Origin of the sequence: Paenibacillus sp. S25 (genome assembly GCF_019454085.1) — a bacterium.
GTDB classification, from domain to species: domain Bacteria; phylum Bacillota; class Bacilli; order Paenibacillales; family Paenibacillaceae; genus Paenibacillus; species Paenibacillus polymyxa_B.
On the sequence record NZ_CP073683.1, the window covers coordinates 1434804 to 1448707 of the forward strand.

Consider the following 13904-nt stretch of genomic DNA (forward strand, 5'->3'; position numbering starts at 1 on the left):
TTGCAAAATCCTCTAGTAGTTAGATGTACTGCTGCTCATTCTTACTTGCATGAAATTGCAACGATACTATGTGTAACTTAAATCTTAAATCGCTTAACCAGTTGTTGCAAATCCTGCGCCATGTTGGACAACTCCTGAGACGAAGATGCGATTTCCTCCATAGCCGCCATTTGCTCCTGAGCGGCAGCAGATGTTGTCTGCGAACTGTCCGCCGAATTGCGAGACAGACTTGCCAAATGGGTGACAGTAGCGGAAACTTCCTCTGTACTGGCTGAAATTTGTTCAGCCGCAGCGGATACACTTTGAATTTGTTCCACGATATGAGATGTAGAGCGTTCAATATTCGTAAATGCACCTTCTGCATCTTGGCTAATACGTAATCCTTCACCTACCTGGTTACGAACATTACCGTTCATGGTGGCGGTGGAGCGTTGAATCAAATCGAGCATCTGAGTAATGATCTGACTGATGGAATCCGCGCTTTCCTTGGATTGCTCAGACAGCTTGCGTACCTCTATAGCGACTACGGCAAATCCACGGCCGGCTTCGCCTGCTCTGGAAGCTTCAATAGACGCGTTCAGAGACAACAAATTGGTTTGCTTGGCAATGGCGGCAATAGCTGTATTCATCTGCTTCGCATCGTCTGAGAGCTGGGATAGCTCATCCATCAGGCTAGCTGTTTGGCTTACAGCTTCCAGAATACGGTCCATTTGTGTCCGCACATGGCTGATCATTTGACTGCCCTGAGCCACATCATGCTCGGTTTGTCCTGCTGAATCCACGATGGAGCTTGCCGATTCGGCAATGGTGCTGACACCCTTTGCCATTTCTTCAACGGCATTAGCGGTTTGCTCGGACGCCTCGGCGCTGGTGGCTGCATTTTCCGCGGATTCCATAACCGTTTCCGCTACGTGTTGTACGGACTCTGTCGTTTGCTCTGTGCTTTCCTTGATCATCAGAGAAGAGGAGGCAAGTCGGGAGGACGTTTGATTGACCTCGGAAACCATCGTATGCAAGGAATGCGTCATCTGGTCAAAATTCTGTGCCAGTTCGCCGAACTCGTCCTTACTGGACAGATTAACACGTTCGGTCAGATTTCCGTCACGGACGATGCGTGTTCCTGCTTGCAGCTTGCGCAGCGGAATTAAGAACGAGCGGACCATAAGCACAATGATGATCGCAGCGGCAAGTATGGAAATGACAATCACAATCAGGCTTTGCTTCAGAATCGGTTGGGCTGCATCACTGTAATCCTCCAGATCCGACAGTGCGACAATGCTCCAACCGGTGAGAGGGTCCTTAAGTGTAAAGGCCAGCATATCTCGATTCATAAATTGAATTTGCGACATGGAAGGAGTATCATTTTCGACGGTTGTTGCCACTTCGGGAAGTCCCTCTATGGCGTCAGCCGGTTTTTTGCCTGTCTTGTTAAAGGCTGTTCCAGTCCCAGATACAACTTTATGTTCAGAATCAACAATAATGAGTCCTCCGCGTTCACCAATCTTAACAGACTGCAGACTTTCACCCATCTTGTCCAGATTCAAAGCCAATGCAACAGCTCCTTCACCGTCCTCCAGCGTTCCCGATATATTAACGACTAAATTCCCTGTCGTGACGCTGGCAACTGGAACACCGACGAATACCTTGCCCTTTTCCAGCATCGCATTTTTGTACCATTTTCTCTCCCGGGGGTCATAATCGGCCTCCTGTTTTTTCGGCGAACGTATGTATTGCCCTTTCGCATTGCCGAGAAGCGCGGCATCTAGCTCGGGATGAGCCTTGACGATGACATCCAACTTTTTCTGAAGAGCCTCTTGCTCGGAACCAATGGAATCAGAATTGATTTCATTGGTAAGCACGTCCAGGTCTTTCATAATGGGCGCTACATACTGATTAACATTGCTTCGGATCAGATACAGATTCGTAGATACGGAACCGCCCATTTGCTGACTGAGTTGTGTCGTAGCCCCCTGATAGGAAAAGTACCCGATAAGTACGCTCGGAATCAATAACACAGCCAAAAAAGATATTATTAATCTTGTCCTCATTAAATAAAACTGCTTGAGAAACCTGTTCCACCACGGAACTGTTTGTTTTGTTTTAGTCATAGTTATTGATTGCTCCTCTGTGTCTGATGATCACTACATTGTTTTATTCGACATAAACCGACGAATTTTATAGATGTAGTCTTTGAGAAACGAGGAATAATTGCATGTTTTAGACACTTTTTTCGGAAAATAGGTCTAAAGAACTATGATTTATATGAATACGAATACATAAAAAAAAGCCAAATCGGAGATGCAAAAGCATCTTCACGATTTGGCTTGGGTGAGTCATGAAAGGGACATTGAACTGTTAATTTTTTTGCTGACGTGAAATCATAAAGAGCGTAATCCAGATGAGCATAAAACCAGTCAATTGCGCTACAGTGACAATTTGCTGAAATGCGATCCAGTTAATCACGACTCCAACCATGGGAAAGCTTAATTCTGCCATCGTAGCATAAGACGCTTTGGTCGTACTTAAGCCTTTGTAATACAGCAATAAGCTAAGAAGGCCCGGAAGCAATGCCTGCAATAGCAGATTGATAATCACAGCTGCGCCTGCCCATGTACCGGCAGGCATGTTCCATGGCGCATGCTCTACAGAGGTGAGGACAATCAGCAGAGGGAGCGCCACCATGAAGCGGAGGGAGGTTACCGTTTCATATTTCATTGAACGAAGCAAGTAACTTCCCATGACTGTCGAACCGCCCCACAGAACTGCTGCACCCAGTGCAAGCAGACTACCGACCTGGACAAAATCACGAACATGTCCGAAGGGGAGCGACCAACCGAAGGTCAGAAGATACGTCCCAAACAGAGCGACGACAATTAATAATCCAAAATGACGCGGCAACATTTCCTTCAATATAATACGGGCTAGAACAATAGCGACCAGTGGTTGAAGCTTCTGGAGTAAGAGTACAGCATTCAAATCACCATTGCTGAGTGCCATGGTGAAAATTACGCTGGCCAGCGCCGATCCGCCCCACGAGACGAACAAAATAGCGAAAACTTGACGAAGCCGTACCGCTTTGAGTTCCTCACGATGCTTCCACAACATCGGTGTCAGAGCGAGGAAGAGCAACACATGCTCCATTAGTACAATTTGTGTTGAAGTAAATGACTTTAACAAAATAATACGAAACAGCGGGTCTGCGCCCCACAAGGCCGCTCCAATTGCGACCAGCCAAAAACCGCTTTTCATGTGGGAGCTACGATCAAAACCTTTGGATGTTAGAACAGTAGAAGATTGACTCATACTCAATTAGCTCCTTGCGAATACAGGACCGGTGGCACAAAAACCCCCGTCCATGGCGAAAGGCCATGCAAGACGGGGGTTGATCAAATAAACTTGCCGCTTTATGCAAGTTAAATGAAGTTACTGCAAAACCAATAACGCAGTATTCATCCACTTCGCGGCATGTTGATATTTCGATCTTCTTCCATCCGGACTTTACCGTCGGCTTTGGCATCTCACCAAATCAGTCCGTATCCTGTTGCCAGATACAGAGTCGCGGGCTTAGCTCCATGAGCCATACCGCCGGTTGGGAATTTCACCCTACCCCGAAGATCCTTATTCCGTTTTTAATTTCTCCTATAGGATATACCTGTTTTAGAATGAAGTCCAGTGAAAAATGTGTGTATATCTAACAATGATTTTCATCTGTTTTTTGAAAGCGCTCTACGAAATTACATATTACGAGGTAATATCCTTATACTCAATACGTCGAATCGCCGCATAAGCCACAAGCATTCCCAGTATAGAGAAGCCGATTTGCACGGGGGCAATGGAGCTAAGTGTAGCGCCGTTATTATTGGAGAAAAGCAATGCTACAATCAGGATTGAGGTGACAATGGTGGTGGGTACAGAGTATCTTCGCATCCCCATATACAGCGGAACCAGTCCCATAAAGCTGGCAGCAACGGCATTGATTAGCGTTCGTGCTGATTGTTGGCCCAGTACGGAAAGAGTAAGGTTATCCGGTACAATCAAGACAAACTGGTTGAGCAGATGAATAGCAGCCGTAATGAGTATTTCCGATATAATAATAGACAAGAACGTAAACAGCAGCACAACCAAGAGCTTGGCGATCATCAGCTTTTGACGGTGAATCGGATACATGAACAAGATCGTAATCGATTTGGATTTAAATTCTCCGACGATAAAGCGGCATAGCAAAACGGAGGAAAACACAATAAATGTGGCTCTTACAAAAATGTCTATTATATCCAAAAGTTGAGTGTAATGTGTGAATTCGGGTATTCCTTCGCTTTGACTGTCCAGTGCAATAATACAGATCAGCCCAAGAATGCATGCATTGGCGATCAGTGCTGAACGGATATAACCCGCCAGATGAAATTTTTTCAGTTCTAACTGCATCAATTTAAGCATGGAGATTACCTCCGTTTAACAGCCGTAAAAAGTAGTCTTCCAGCGTGCTGCTTTTCTGATGAATGGAATCCACCTCTATATCATTTAAAATGAGCGTCTTCATAATTTGTTTCTGCGGTACATTTGAATCGTAAATACGTATACTCTGTTCATTTAGTACCCTTATATTATTCAGATTCAGATGATGGGAGAGGACGTAGGTCGCTTTTTTACAATCGTTGGTCGTAAATTCGATATATTCCGTATTGGTTTCCCGCACCTGCTCCATCGACACTTCCTCAATCAGCCTTCCGTGATTAATCACGCCTACCGTATCCGCAATCTGCTCTATTTCCGCTAAAATATGACTGGACACGAGCAGAGTCATCCCATATTCCTTGCATAGCATGTGGAATAGTTGGCGGATTTCCTTGATTCCCACTGGGTCCAGACCATTAATGGGTTCATCCAAAATGAGTAGCTCTGGCTTAGTTGCAATAGCGCGGGCAATCCCGAGACGTTGTTTCATTCCTAGCGAAAAATCCTTTACCGGCTTGTCATCCGCATTTCGCAAATTCACTAATTCCAGGGCATCCCGAACAGCCTGCTTATTATAATAGCCCATGTATTCACAATGAAGTTCGAGATTTTGCTGTGCCGTCAGCCTGTCATAAAAAATTGGGTATTCAATAATCGAACCCATCCGTCCGAGCAGATGATACGATTTTGGCGTTAATTTCTCACCGAATAATTCAATTTCACCCGATGTCGGCTTGAGTAAATTCGTAATCATTTTCATCATCGTCGTCTTGCCTGCTCCGTTAGGGCCGAGAAAGCCATAGGTTTCTCCCTTGCGCACATTCATACTGACTCCCGCTACAATTTCGTTGCCCTTCAGGGCCTTGGTCAACTGATGTGTACGTATTACGTAAGTCATGGGTGTTCTCCCTTCGTATACTGCTGATAATTCAAGGATAAAGGGCGAATTGTTCATTTTTCTTTCGTGATTCTTACAAATTTATTAAGTTGAGCATGTTTAGTTCGATTAATAGTTGATTTTCTTCAATGTAAAAGAGAAGACCGTCCGCTCATAAGGTCTGCTAGTCAATTGAATCTCTCCGTTCATCGTTTCAACCAGGCGTTTGGCAATCGTAAGGCCCAGTCCGCTGCCTTGTACCGCCTTATTACGGGAGTCCTCCAGTGTGTACATGCGTTCAAAAACTTTATCTTGCTCAGATTCCTGTATGCCTTTGCCACGATCCCATACCTCTATACGCACCGTATCCTGCTGTTCCGATAAAGCCAGACCCAGCGTCCGTCCGTCTGCCCCATAGCGAATGGCATTCGAGATCAGATTGTTTAGCACCCGCCCAATCGCTCCTTCGTTCCCCAAGGCATGAATGGGGTGCTCCGGGATTTCAATATGCACAGTAAATCCCCGTGCGGTCAGCAGGTCATAAAACTCCAAAATGCTGCGTCTGCACAGTTCTCCCACTTCCAGTCGAGTCAACGGAATATCCGTATCATTAGCCTCCAGCTTCGCCAAGCTAAAAAAGCTGCCGATCAGCTCAATTGCTTCGCTTGTCTTTTGATGAATTTTGGATAGCAGCTTTATACGTTCTTCCGGCAAAATAGTCGGATCGCCATCCAGCATCTCGGCATATCCAAGTACAACTGTAAGCGGGGTCTTGAGATCGTGGGAAATGTTTGAAATCATTTTGCGCATAGCAATTTGGCTACGGTTGTAATCTGCAGACACTCTGAGATTCAAGTCCAGCAGTCGATTAATTTCCGTCATGAGTCGTTGCAGTTCAACGTCACCTGTGACATATAGCAGCTTCTCCGCATGGTTCACCGTCACAATCCGCTCTAGTAGGGCTCGGATATCCTTTATTTTGCGCTTATAGGCCATACGCTCCCGCCAAAGCCATACTATAACGACTGACATGATGAGGCCGACAATCCATTGAGAGATGTTTTCGATGTTCATATCAGCCATTCTCCCATTTGTAGCCAATGCCCCATAGCGTTTTAATGTGGACAGGATGAGAGGGATCTTCTTCGATTTTCTCACGCAGGCGGCGAATATGGACGTTAATCACGTTCTCGTCGCCCATATAATCGTCTTTCCAAATAAATCCGTATAATTGTGCTTTTGTAAATACCCGATTCGGATTGGCTACAAACAGCTTCAAAATATCGGACTCTTTGGCTGTTAGCTGAATTTCATTTTCATTGCGTATGACTGTAAAATGATCAAAATCAATGCGCAGACTGCCGTAGGTCAAAACTTGTGCTTGCGGCTGTTCCTTCTGCTGTTGCTGACGGGCATATGTAGTAGATCTGCGGATCGCGGACTGAATACGAGCCGTCATTTCCAGCATTGAAAAAGGTTTGGCAACATAATCGTCTGCCCCAAAGCCCAGTCCAAGCGCTTTATCCACATCGCTGTCCTTGGCTGACATAATCAGAATAGGTACGGCGCTGTGGGTACGGATCCGGCGGATCACCTCCATACCGTCCACCTTCGGCATCATCAAGTCCACCAGTACCAGATCATAGGTATGACGTTCAAAGGCAAGAAGACCCTCTTCCCCGTCATAGGCAGTGGTTAGACTGTATCCTTCCTTAGTGAGTGCTTTGAGTAGCATTTCGGCAATGGATAGATCGTCTTCAATAAGTAAAATATGCTGTGACATAGGTGTGGAACACCCCTAATTTTTAGATTAAGCTCGCGTGACGAACTGTACCTGAATTATATAGAGCAGTGGAGGGGATTTCCATAAAAAATATCCAAAGGGAAGATTAATGTGTCTGGTAATATATCATTCCCCTATATTATACTGAAAGAGTTTATAATCCGATGTTTGGAATACGGTGTTATGATATCCGGGACATGCCTCATGTGAGAGATTAGGTATGTCGAATCACGCTGCGGTACAGGACCGTCAATAAAGGAGAGCAACGATGTTTGTTATACGAGGAACACAAAAACTGCTGAAGGAATGGGAGACCGAACCACTTCAAGTTGATATTTATCCGCCTTTAAATAGTTGGCATGCCAGCTTATTTTTACTTAATCGAAGAAAAAATATAGTGTTCATGCATGATATATCCCGCTTAAGCATCACGCTTTTTGGAATTAAAAAATCGCAGTACAACAACCTGCCAGTTCTTTTTGTGCAAGCTTTGAAGGAATTAATGATCAGCGAAGGCTTTGATGAACAGATCGTAAAGGCATACACACAGGAAGGCGAGCAGATGCTGGCTACGACGACGAATAGTCATAGTGTAATGGGAACCTTGGATGAGATTATTTTTATCATGAAGGAACTGGATATGGAGCATGGGTGCGAGCTGGAAAAAAACCAGTGGAATAACCGGATTGTTTTCAAAACTGTAGAATACAAGTACCCTGTTGATGTTTTTAAAGAAATGCTAGAAAAGCATTATAAACTAGAGAGTATTTGAGAAATTTATGATTTTACCGAAATTAAGTTCCATTTATTCCCTCTGTCCTATATAATCTAATATAGTTCTAAAAGACTATATAAAGAGAGGTAAGGGGTAAATGAAGATTAAATTAAGAAATAAAACTGGAATGATCAAGGAACGCAAAGTAGGTTTTTCATGGACTACGCTCTTTTTCGGTTTTTTCCCTGCGTTGTTTAGAGGGGATTGGAAGTGGGCAGTTATTATTTTTCTGGTATCGATCCTTACGAGTGGGGCGTCCAACTTTGTATTTTGCTTCATTTATAACCGCTTACATATTAATGATCTGCTGTCCCAAGGCTATGGTCCTGCTACTAAGAAATCCCAAGCTATCCTGATTTCTAAGGGATTTATTGCTGAAAATTACGCTGCTAACTTTGCAGGTTAATTTGAGAGCTGCTTGTTAAACGAGACGTATCAAAAGAGCATCCACCAAAGTCCATGCGGGCGGGGAATGCTCTTTTTTTATAACTCACATGATAGCAACGCTTGCGATGAAATGAATCATAGCGCAATAAGCGGCACACTTTGGTAAAATAAAACGATACAGGGTTTGGCACCATCGGTCAGACTTATAAAACGGGGGGTACATAACGAAAGATGAAGAGGATTATTGATATTGCCAAAGAAGCAGGAATTGAAGAAGAACATCTGGAGACGTATGGGAAATATAAAGCGAAGCTGAATCCGTCCCTGTGGGAGCAGTTAAAGGATCGCCCGAATGGAAAGCTGGTGCTGGTTACAGCGATGAATCCCACGCCAGCGGGAGAAGGAAAAACGCTGACAACCATCGGGCTGTCACAGGCGCTGAATGCGCTGGGGCATAAAACCGTTGCTGCGTTGCGTGAACCGTCCCTTGGCCCTTGCTTCGGCATGAAAGGAGGAGCAACCGGGGGAGGACAAGCCCAGATTGTTCCGGCAGAAGACATTAACCTGCATTTTACAGGTGATATTCACGCGATTTCAGCTGCGCATAATTTGCTGGCAGCGATGATCGATAACCATTTGTTTCATGGAAATGCTTTGCGGTTGAAACCGGAGCGGATCGTGTGGAAACGCGCTGTCGATATGAACGACCGGAGTTTACGAAATATTGTGACCGGATTGGGGTCAGGTAATGGAGCGGTGAGAGAAAGTGGCTTTCTGATTACCTCAGCTTCAGAAGTGATGGCGGTATTATGTTTAAGTGAAGATATGGACGATCTTAAAGTGCGATTGGGTCGGATGGTGATTGGTTATAACGTAGATGGCGAAACGGTAACAGCTGAGGAACTACATGCGGTGGAAGGTATGGCTGTGCTGCTTCGGGAAGCATTGAAACCCAATCTGGTGCAAACGTTGGAGGGAACTCCAGTTATTGTGCATGGCGGACCTTTTGCGAATATTGCGCATGGATGCAGTAGTTTGATCGGTACGAAGCTAGCCCTGAAGCTGGGAGAGGTGGTCGTCACGGAGGCTGGATTCGGGGCTGAGCTGGGGGCAGAAAAGTTTTTTGACATCAAGTGCCGTCAATCCGGTTTGCAGCCAGATGCGGCTCTGTTGGTCGTAACCGCCAAAGCGCTGAAATATAACGGCGGTGTAGCTAAAAATGAGCTGGACGCAGAAAATCTGGATCAATTGCAACTTGGATTAGCCAACATGAACCGGCATGTACGGAATTTACAAAAGTTTGGCGTGCCAGTACTGGTAGCAGTCAACCATTTTGTAACAGATAGCGAAGCCGAGCTGGAACTAATATTCTCGGAATGCCGCAAGCTGGGTGTACCCGCAGAACTGTCACAGGTGTGGGCACAGGGAAGCCAAGGGGGAGAAAAGCTGGCCCAAAGTCTGCTCAACCTGCTCCAGGAGGACAAAGCCCATTTTGCACCATTGTATGAGCATACACTTGATTTGCAAGCGAAAATTAGTGCCATTGCGAAGGAGCTTTACGGTGCGGCAGAGGTAGCTTACACTCCTGCGGCCAAACGGGCGTTGGCCGGTATGGAGCAGCTTGGTTTTGGACAACTGCCTGTATGCATGGCCAAAACGCCGTATTCTTTCTCAGATCAACCTTCTCTGCTAGGTGCACCGGAGGGATTTACCATTCACGTGTCCAGCGTTTCTTTGTCCGCAGGGGCAGGCTTTGTGGTCGTGGAAACAGGTAATACTATGACGATGCCAGGATTGCCCAAATCCCCAGCAGCTGAGCATATGTCGCTGGAGGCAGATGGGAGCATTCAGGGTCTAATGTAGTATCTTTAGAAAAATGGCAGCTTCTCAGGATGGAGTGCCAAGCAGTTTGGGCAGTGCAGTAAGCAGTTTTTGCCGGGTCATGGCATCGCTCCAGTTCCAGCGGTCAGCTTCTACGAAATATACCCGACCTTGACGTACAGCAGGAAGGCTGCGCCAGTGAGGGCTGCTGATCATGCGTTCCAGCGCACGTTTGGATTCCGGGGCTGTTGGGACAAGCATAAAAATGCGGTCCCCGGCGTAATCAGGCAATTCGTTTGGATCTATTTCCGCGAATCCGTGTCCCTCATCGAGCACCCTTTGGATCGGCTCAACGGGCTGAAAGCCCTGTGGGTGGTAGAGGGCCGACGAGAATCCAGACATACCCATGACAAAGAGCCGATCACCATGATCGAAGATGAAGACGGAGGCCGTTTCTCCGGCTGTGATTTGTGTACCGAGCTGCTGCCACATTGCCAGATTGCGGGTTGTAAAGGTAGACAACCAGCGTTCGGCCTCCCGCTCCTTACCGAGCCAGGTGCCAAGTGTACGCATCCGTTCCTCCAGCGTGGCGAAGGAGTTGAAGGTGACGGTAGGAGCGATACTGGCAATGCGCTCATATTCCTGTTCATCCGAATTGGCGATGATAATTAGATCGGGATCAAGAGCGCTAGTCAAGCGAATATCCAGTGGAAGGCCCACATCGGCGACATTCACAAGGCGATGTTTATAGACGCTGTATTCACTGAGTCGCAGACTTCCACCGATGGCTTTGGCCCCTAATGCCAATAGATCGCCCATCGTTTCTCCATGATAGATGATGCGGCTTGCTCGGCGCGGAATGTGAATCTGGTGACCCGTCCAATCCTTGACGCGCACAGAACCGGAGACAGAGAGTGCGTACTTGCCAGGGGGAATCCCGGTCATTTGCCTAAACCGTCGATTAAAATAATATTCGTCAGAGAAACCAACCTGACGGGCAATTTCACGTAAAGGCCGTTTGCATTCCAGCAGCAGCCGCTTGGCATGGTTCAAGCGCAGCTCAGTGAGGTAATGCAGCGGCTTTTTGCCTGTAATTTTACGAAACAATTGGGAGTATTGCCATATGGAAACGTTCGCTTGTTTAGCGAGCTGCTTGACGGTAATGGGCTTTTCATAGTGGTTTTCCATATATGAAAGAGTACCTTCCACCGATGCTGGCAATGCCGGATTAGAGGTATTATTTTGATCAATATGGGTGTGGTCTTCCTGCCACAGCAAGAGCAACTCTTGAAACATGATTTGCTGCCGTAATACAGATGTTTGGTTATGCGGCTGTACCGTTTGTTGGGTACTATGAAATAACTCTTCAGTCAACTGAATAAGTTTGGAGGAAGAAGAGAAGGCGATGTATTCGCGCGGTCCCGGCAGGACAGGTCCATGATATAGGGATGGCATACGTGCTGCGTGTTCAGCCAAGGCCATGTCCGCTTGTGGTTCTGACGGCAAAGCGATGACCTCAAACGTGATTGTGTAGTATTCGGGTACAGTTCCATTCAGAGGAGCGATTTGATAGGATTCACCTGGAGCTAGCCAATACCCATGACCTGTATGGGATAGATACTGCTCTAGGCCAATGTCCACCATACCTGTTTCACCGATGAATATAAGTAGACAGTGATATGAATTGGGACGTGATAATAATTCATCGGTAGGCTCACCAACCAACGCAATTTCTTTAAAATGAAAAAGCAGTGAGCTGAATGGGGGAGGATATACGGACGACGGAGACTGGTTCACGGTATTGCTCCTTTTATTGAGAATGGTTATCATGCATGTATAAGTATACCTCCTTTAGGTTCAACAAAAAAGAAGCCTATCAACAAGTGTCGATAAGCTTCTCCAATTTTATTTGATGAGCTTGGGCAATTCCTCCAGCAGCCATTCTCGAGTGGAAGCATCACTTTCAGTTTTGCCAATATCCTGAGTGTACACACGCCCCTGTTTGACAGCAGAAAGCTGGAGCCACAACTTGCTTTTCATTAACTGTTCGGTGGATTGTTGGGCTTCTGAACTTGGAGTTCTTAGTATGAAAATCCGATCTCCAGCGTATTGTCCGATAACCTCCTGAGATATTTGTACAAATCCTTTGTCTTCATCCAGTGCTTTCTGAATAAGAGGAGTAGGCTTGAAACCATTCTTTTCATACAGTATTTGTGACAGTCCTGTCCGTCCCATTGCGAATAAACGGTCGCCAGGATAGTAGGTAAACACTGAAGCAGTTTCCCCCGCCTTAACACCCTCTGCGTGAAGCTTGGTCCACATCTCCGCTTCCTTTATTTTATATTGGGCAAGCCAATCTTCAGCAGCCTTTTTCTTGTTCACAATGTCTCCGAGATGCAGCAAACGTTCGTTTAACGGGGCAAAGGTATCGAACATAATTGTAGGTGCAATTTTTGTTAACGCTGCGTATTGTTTTTCATCTGTATCGGCGGTAATGATCAGGTCAGGCTGTAGTTCCAAGGTTTTTTCCAAATTAATCGGGAACCCCAGATCGGCCACGTTCTGAACCTGCTTCTCATAAACCTTGCCTTCAATCATAGAAGTCGATGTACCTATAGCTTGTACGTCTAAAACCAATAGATCTCCATAGTTTTCTCCGAAGTAAGCAATGCGCCCAGGAGTCGTGGGAATGTTCACTGTATGTCCCTTATAGTCTGTGTAGTCACGAGTTGTGGCAGCTTCCGATGTTTTTGTAGATGCTGTCGTGTTGCTGCTTGCAGTCTGATTGTCAGATGCGCCGCATCCCAGTAGCAATGCCCCCATAAGAAAGAAAAGGCAGATCAGAGCAGTGTATTGTCGAGTAGATTTTTTGTTGATTGTCGAGTTCTTGTTGACCATAGCAACCTCCGTATAATAGAATGATTCAGAATTTTGTAAATGAGAATTATTATCACAAAAGCAATGATAAGCGCTGAACCCTCAATACTCAATGGACAAACTTGGTCAATGCATCCGATTTTGTACAAAATAAGTCTCATGTGTTCTTAGCTCATTTTATTCTTCAAATTTTATTGATTTGTCATTTTTTATGGTATAGAATATCATTTTTATACATTTGAAAGGGGTTTTGAAATGGCATTGTTTATTACATATGTTTTACTAGGTTTCTCTATAGCACTACCTGTAGGTACAATTACCATTGAAATGACGAAGCAAGGGCTAAGGAATGGATTCATGCATGGATGGATTGTGGGCCTTGGGGGGATGACCGTCGATTTGTTATTAATCATTGGTTTATATTTTGGTCTGGCCTCTGTTTTTTCATTATCTGTTGTACAGGTGATCATGTGGCTCATTGGAGCTATATTTTTGTGCTACGTGGGGTACGACAGCATTAAAAATGCAGATCATGGTATTGCGATAGAAGGAGAGAAAAAAACGAAATCATTATTTTCTTCCTATAAAAATGGGCTGCTTGTAGCTGTTTCACCAGGAAATTTAGTGTTTTGGGTGAGTGTTTTTGGAACTGTGCTGGCAAGTTCATTTGATCGGTCAAATACAAGTCAGTTCTTGATTGTTGGCTTAGGTATTTTGTTTGGTATTCTTATCCATGATTTAGGCTTGATGATCCTTGTAGCGACAACACGAAAAGCGATGAATCGAACCGCCATCAAGTGGGTTACGATCGGTGCCGGCGTGGTTTTGATCGGTTTTTCGATTTATTTTCTGTATGAATTTATGATCACTCTCCAAAAGATTTTATAGCATTACACAAGGATACGTTCAAGCTTGTCATGCCAGTCTGC

Annotated in this window: 12 protein-coding genes and 1 riboswitch; of the genes, 4 read left to right on the top strand and 8 right to left on the bottom strand. The window is 45.4% G+C overall.

Annotated features, from left to right (window positions below; translation table 11 throughout):
* Positions 1-77: 77 nt before the first annotated feature.
* The 6 genes from KAI37_RS06175 to KAI37_RS06200 all read right to left on the bottom strand — a co-directional run bounded on the left by KAI37_RS06175 (position 78) and on the right by KAI37_RS06200 (position 7115).
* The gene (locus KAI37_RS06175) at positions 78-2108 is read right to left on the bottom strand and encodes a methyl-accepting chemotaxis protein (RefSeq protein ID WP_220030921.1); all 2031 of its coding nucleotides are present in this window, start codon (positions 2106-2108) and stop codon (positions 78-80) included.
* 247 nt (positions 2109-2355) lie between these two features.
* Positions 2356-3303, bottom strand: a complete 948-nt coding sequence (locus KAI37_RS06180; RefSeq protein WP_076292438.1) for a DMT family transporter — start codon at positions 3301-3303, stop codon at positions 2356-2358.
* 172 nt (positions 3304-3475) lie between these two features.
* Positions 3476-3620: riboswitch (FMN riboswitch) on the bottom strand.
* Between the two features lie 121 nt (positions 3621-3741).
* The gene (locus KAI37_RS06185; protein WP_220030922.1) at positions 3742-4437 is read right to left on the bottom strand and encodes an ABC transporter permease; all 696 of its coding nucleotides are present in this window, start codon (positions 4435-4437) and stop codon (positions 3742-3744) included.
* Entirely contained in the window at positions 4430-5353 is a 924-nt protein-coding gene (locus tag KAI37_RS06190) for an ABC transporter ATP-binding protein (RefSeq protein WP_076292440.1), read from the bottom strand. The genes KAI37_RS06185 and KAI37_RS06190 overlap by 8 nt, the downstream gene beginning before the upstream one ends.
* A 108-nt stretch (positions 5354-5461) precedes the next feature.
* Positions 5462-6406: a sensor histidine kinase gene (locus KAI37_RS06195; RefSeq protein WP_220030923.1), complete on the bottom strand. Its 945-nt coding sequence runs from the start codon at positions 6404-6406 to the stop codon at positions 5462-5464.
* Between the two features lies 1 nt (position 6407).
* On the bottom strand, positions 6408-7115 hold the full coding sequence (locus KAI37_RS06200) for a response regulator transcription factor (RefSeq protein ID WP_220030924.1): 708 nt from the start codon (positions 7113-7115) through the stop codon (positions 6408-6410).
* Between the two features lie 268 nt (positions 7116-7383).
* On the opposite strand from KAI37_RS06200, the gene KAI37_RS06205 reads away from it, so the two are divergent.
* The 3 genes from KAI37_RS06205 (at position 7384) to KAI37_RS06215 (ending at position 10140) form a co-directional block, all read left to right on the top strand.
* Positions 7384-7887 carry a DUF6933 domain-containing protein gene (locus KAI37_RS06205; RefSeq protein ID WP_023987589.1) on the top strand — a complete coding sequence of 168 codons (504 nt, stop codon included), beginning with the start codon at positions 7384-7386 and terminating at the stop codon, positions 7885-7887.
* Between the two features lie 100 nt (positions 7888-7987).
* Entirely contained in the window at positions 7988-8296 is a 309-nt protein-coding gene (locus tag KAI37_RS06210; protein WP_013309242.1) for a hypothetical protein, read from the top strand.
* 212 nt (positions 8297-8508) lie between these two features.
* Positions 8509-10140, top strand: coding sequence for a formate--tetrahydrofolate ligase (locus tag KAI37_RS06215; RefSeq protein ID WP_071639934.1), 1632 nt, complete (start codon positions 8509-8511; stop codon positions 10138-10140).
* Positions 10141-10164: 24 nt separating this feature from the next.
* Here the strand turns inward: KAI37_RS06215 and KAI37_RS06220 are convergent, their stop codons facing one another.
* Positions 10165-11895 carry an ABC transporter substrate-binding protein gene (locus KAI37_RS06220; protein ID WP_220030925.1) on the bottom strand — a complete coding sequence of 577 codons (1731 nt, stop codon included), beginning with the start codon at positions 11893-11895 and terminating at the stop codon, positions 10165-10167.
* A 108-nt stretch (positions 11896-12003) separates the two neighbouring features.
* Complete coding sequence (locus KAI37_RS06225) at positions 12004-12996, bottom strand: ABC transporter substrate-binding protein (protein ID WP_220030926.1); 993 nt, start codon at positions 12994-12996, stop codon at positions 12004-12006.
* A 234-nt stretch (positions 12997-13230) separates the two neighbouring features.
* Between KAI37_RS06225 and KAI37_RS06230 the strand changes: the two genes are divergently transcribed.
* Complete coding sequence (locus KAI37_RS06230; RefSeq protein ID WP_220030927.1) at positions 13231-13863, top strand: LysE family translocator; 633 nt, start codon at positions 13231-13233, stop codon at positions 13861-13863.
* Positions 13864-13904: the final 41 nt, after the last annotated feature.

What these genes read in the sequence shown, in the direction of transcription:
- KAI37_RS06175 (WP_220030921.1), bottom strand. Translation starts at nt 2,108, where the DNA reads ATGACTAAAACAAAACAAACAGTTCCGTGGTGGAACAGGTTTCTCAAG.
- KAI37_RS06180 (WP_076292438.1), bottom strand. Translation starts at nt 3,303, where the DNA reads ATGAGTCAATCTTCTACTGTTCTAACATCCAAAGGTTTTGATCGTAGC.
- KAI37_RS06185 (WP_220030922.1), bottom strand. Translation starts at nt 4,437, where the DNA reads ATGCTTAAATTGATGCAGTTAGAACTGAAAAAATTTCATCTGGCGGGT.
- KAI37_RS06190 (WP_076292440.1), bottom strand. Translation starts at nt 5,353, where the DNA reads ATGACTTACGTAATACGTACACATCAGTTGACCAAGGCCCTGAAGGGC.
- KAI37_RS06195 (WP_220030923.1), bottom strand. Translation starts at nt 6,406, where the DNA reads ATGAACATCGAAAACATCTCTCAATGGATTGTCGGCCTCATCATGTCA.
- KAI37_RS06200 (WP_220030924.1), bottom strand. Translation starts at nt 7,115, where the DNA reads ATGTCACAGCATATTTTACTTATTGAAGACGATCTATCCATTGCCGAA.
- KAI37_RS06205 (WP_023987589.1), top strand. Translation starts at nt 7,384, where the DNA reads ATGTTTGTTATACGAGGAACACAAAAACTGCTGAAGGAATGGGAGACC.
- KAI37_RS06210 (WP_013309242.1), top strand. Translation starts at nt 7,988, where the DNA reads ATGAAGATTAAATTAAGAAATAAAACTGGAATGATCAAGGAACGCAAA.
- KAI37_RS06215 (WP_071639934.1), top strand. Translation starts at nt 8,509, where the DNA reads ATGAAGAGGATTATTGATATTGCCAAAGAAGCAGGAATTGAAGAAGAA.
- KAI37_RS06225 (WP_220030926.1), bottom strand. Translation starts at nt 12,996, where the DNA reads ATGGTCAACAAGAACTCGACAATCAACAAAAAATCTACTCGACAATAC.
- KAI37_RS06230 (WP_220030927.1), top strand. Translation starts at nt 13,231, where the DNA reads ATGGCATTGTTTATTACATATGTTTTACTAGGTTTCTCTATAGCACTA.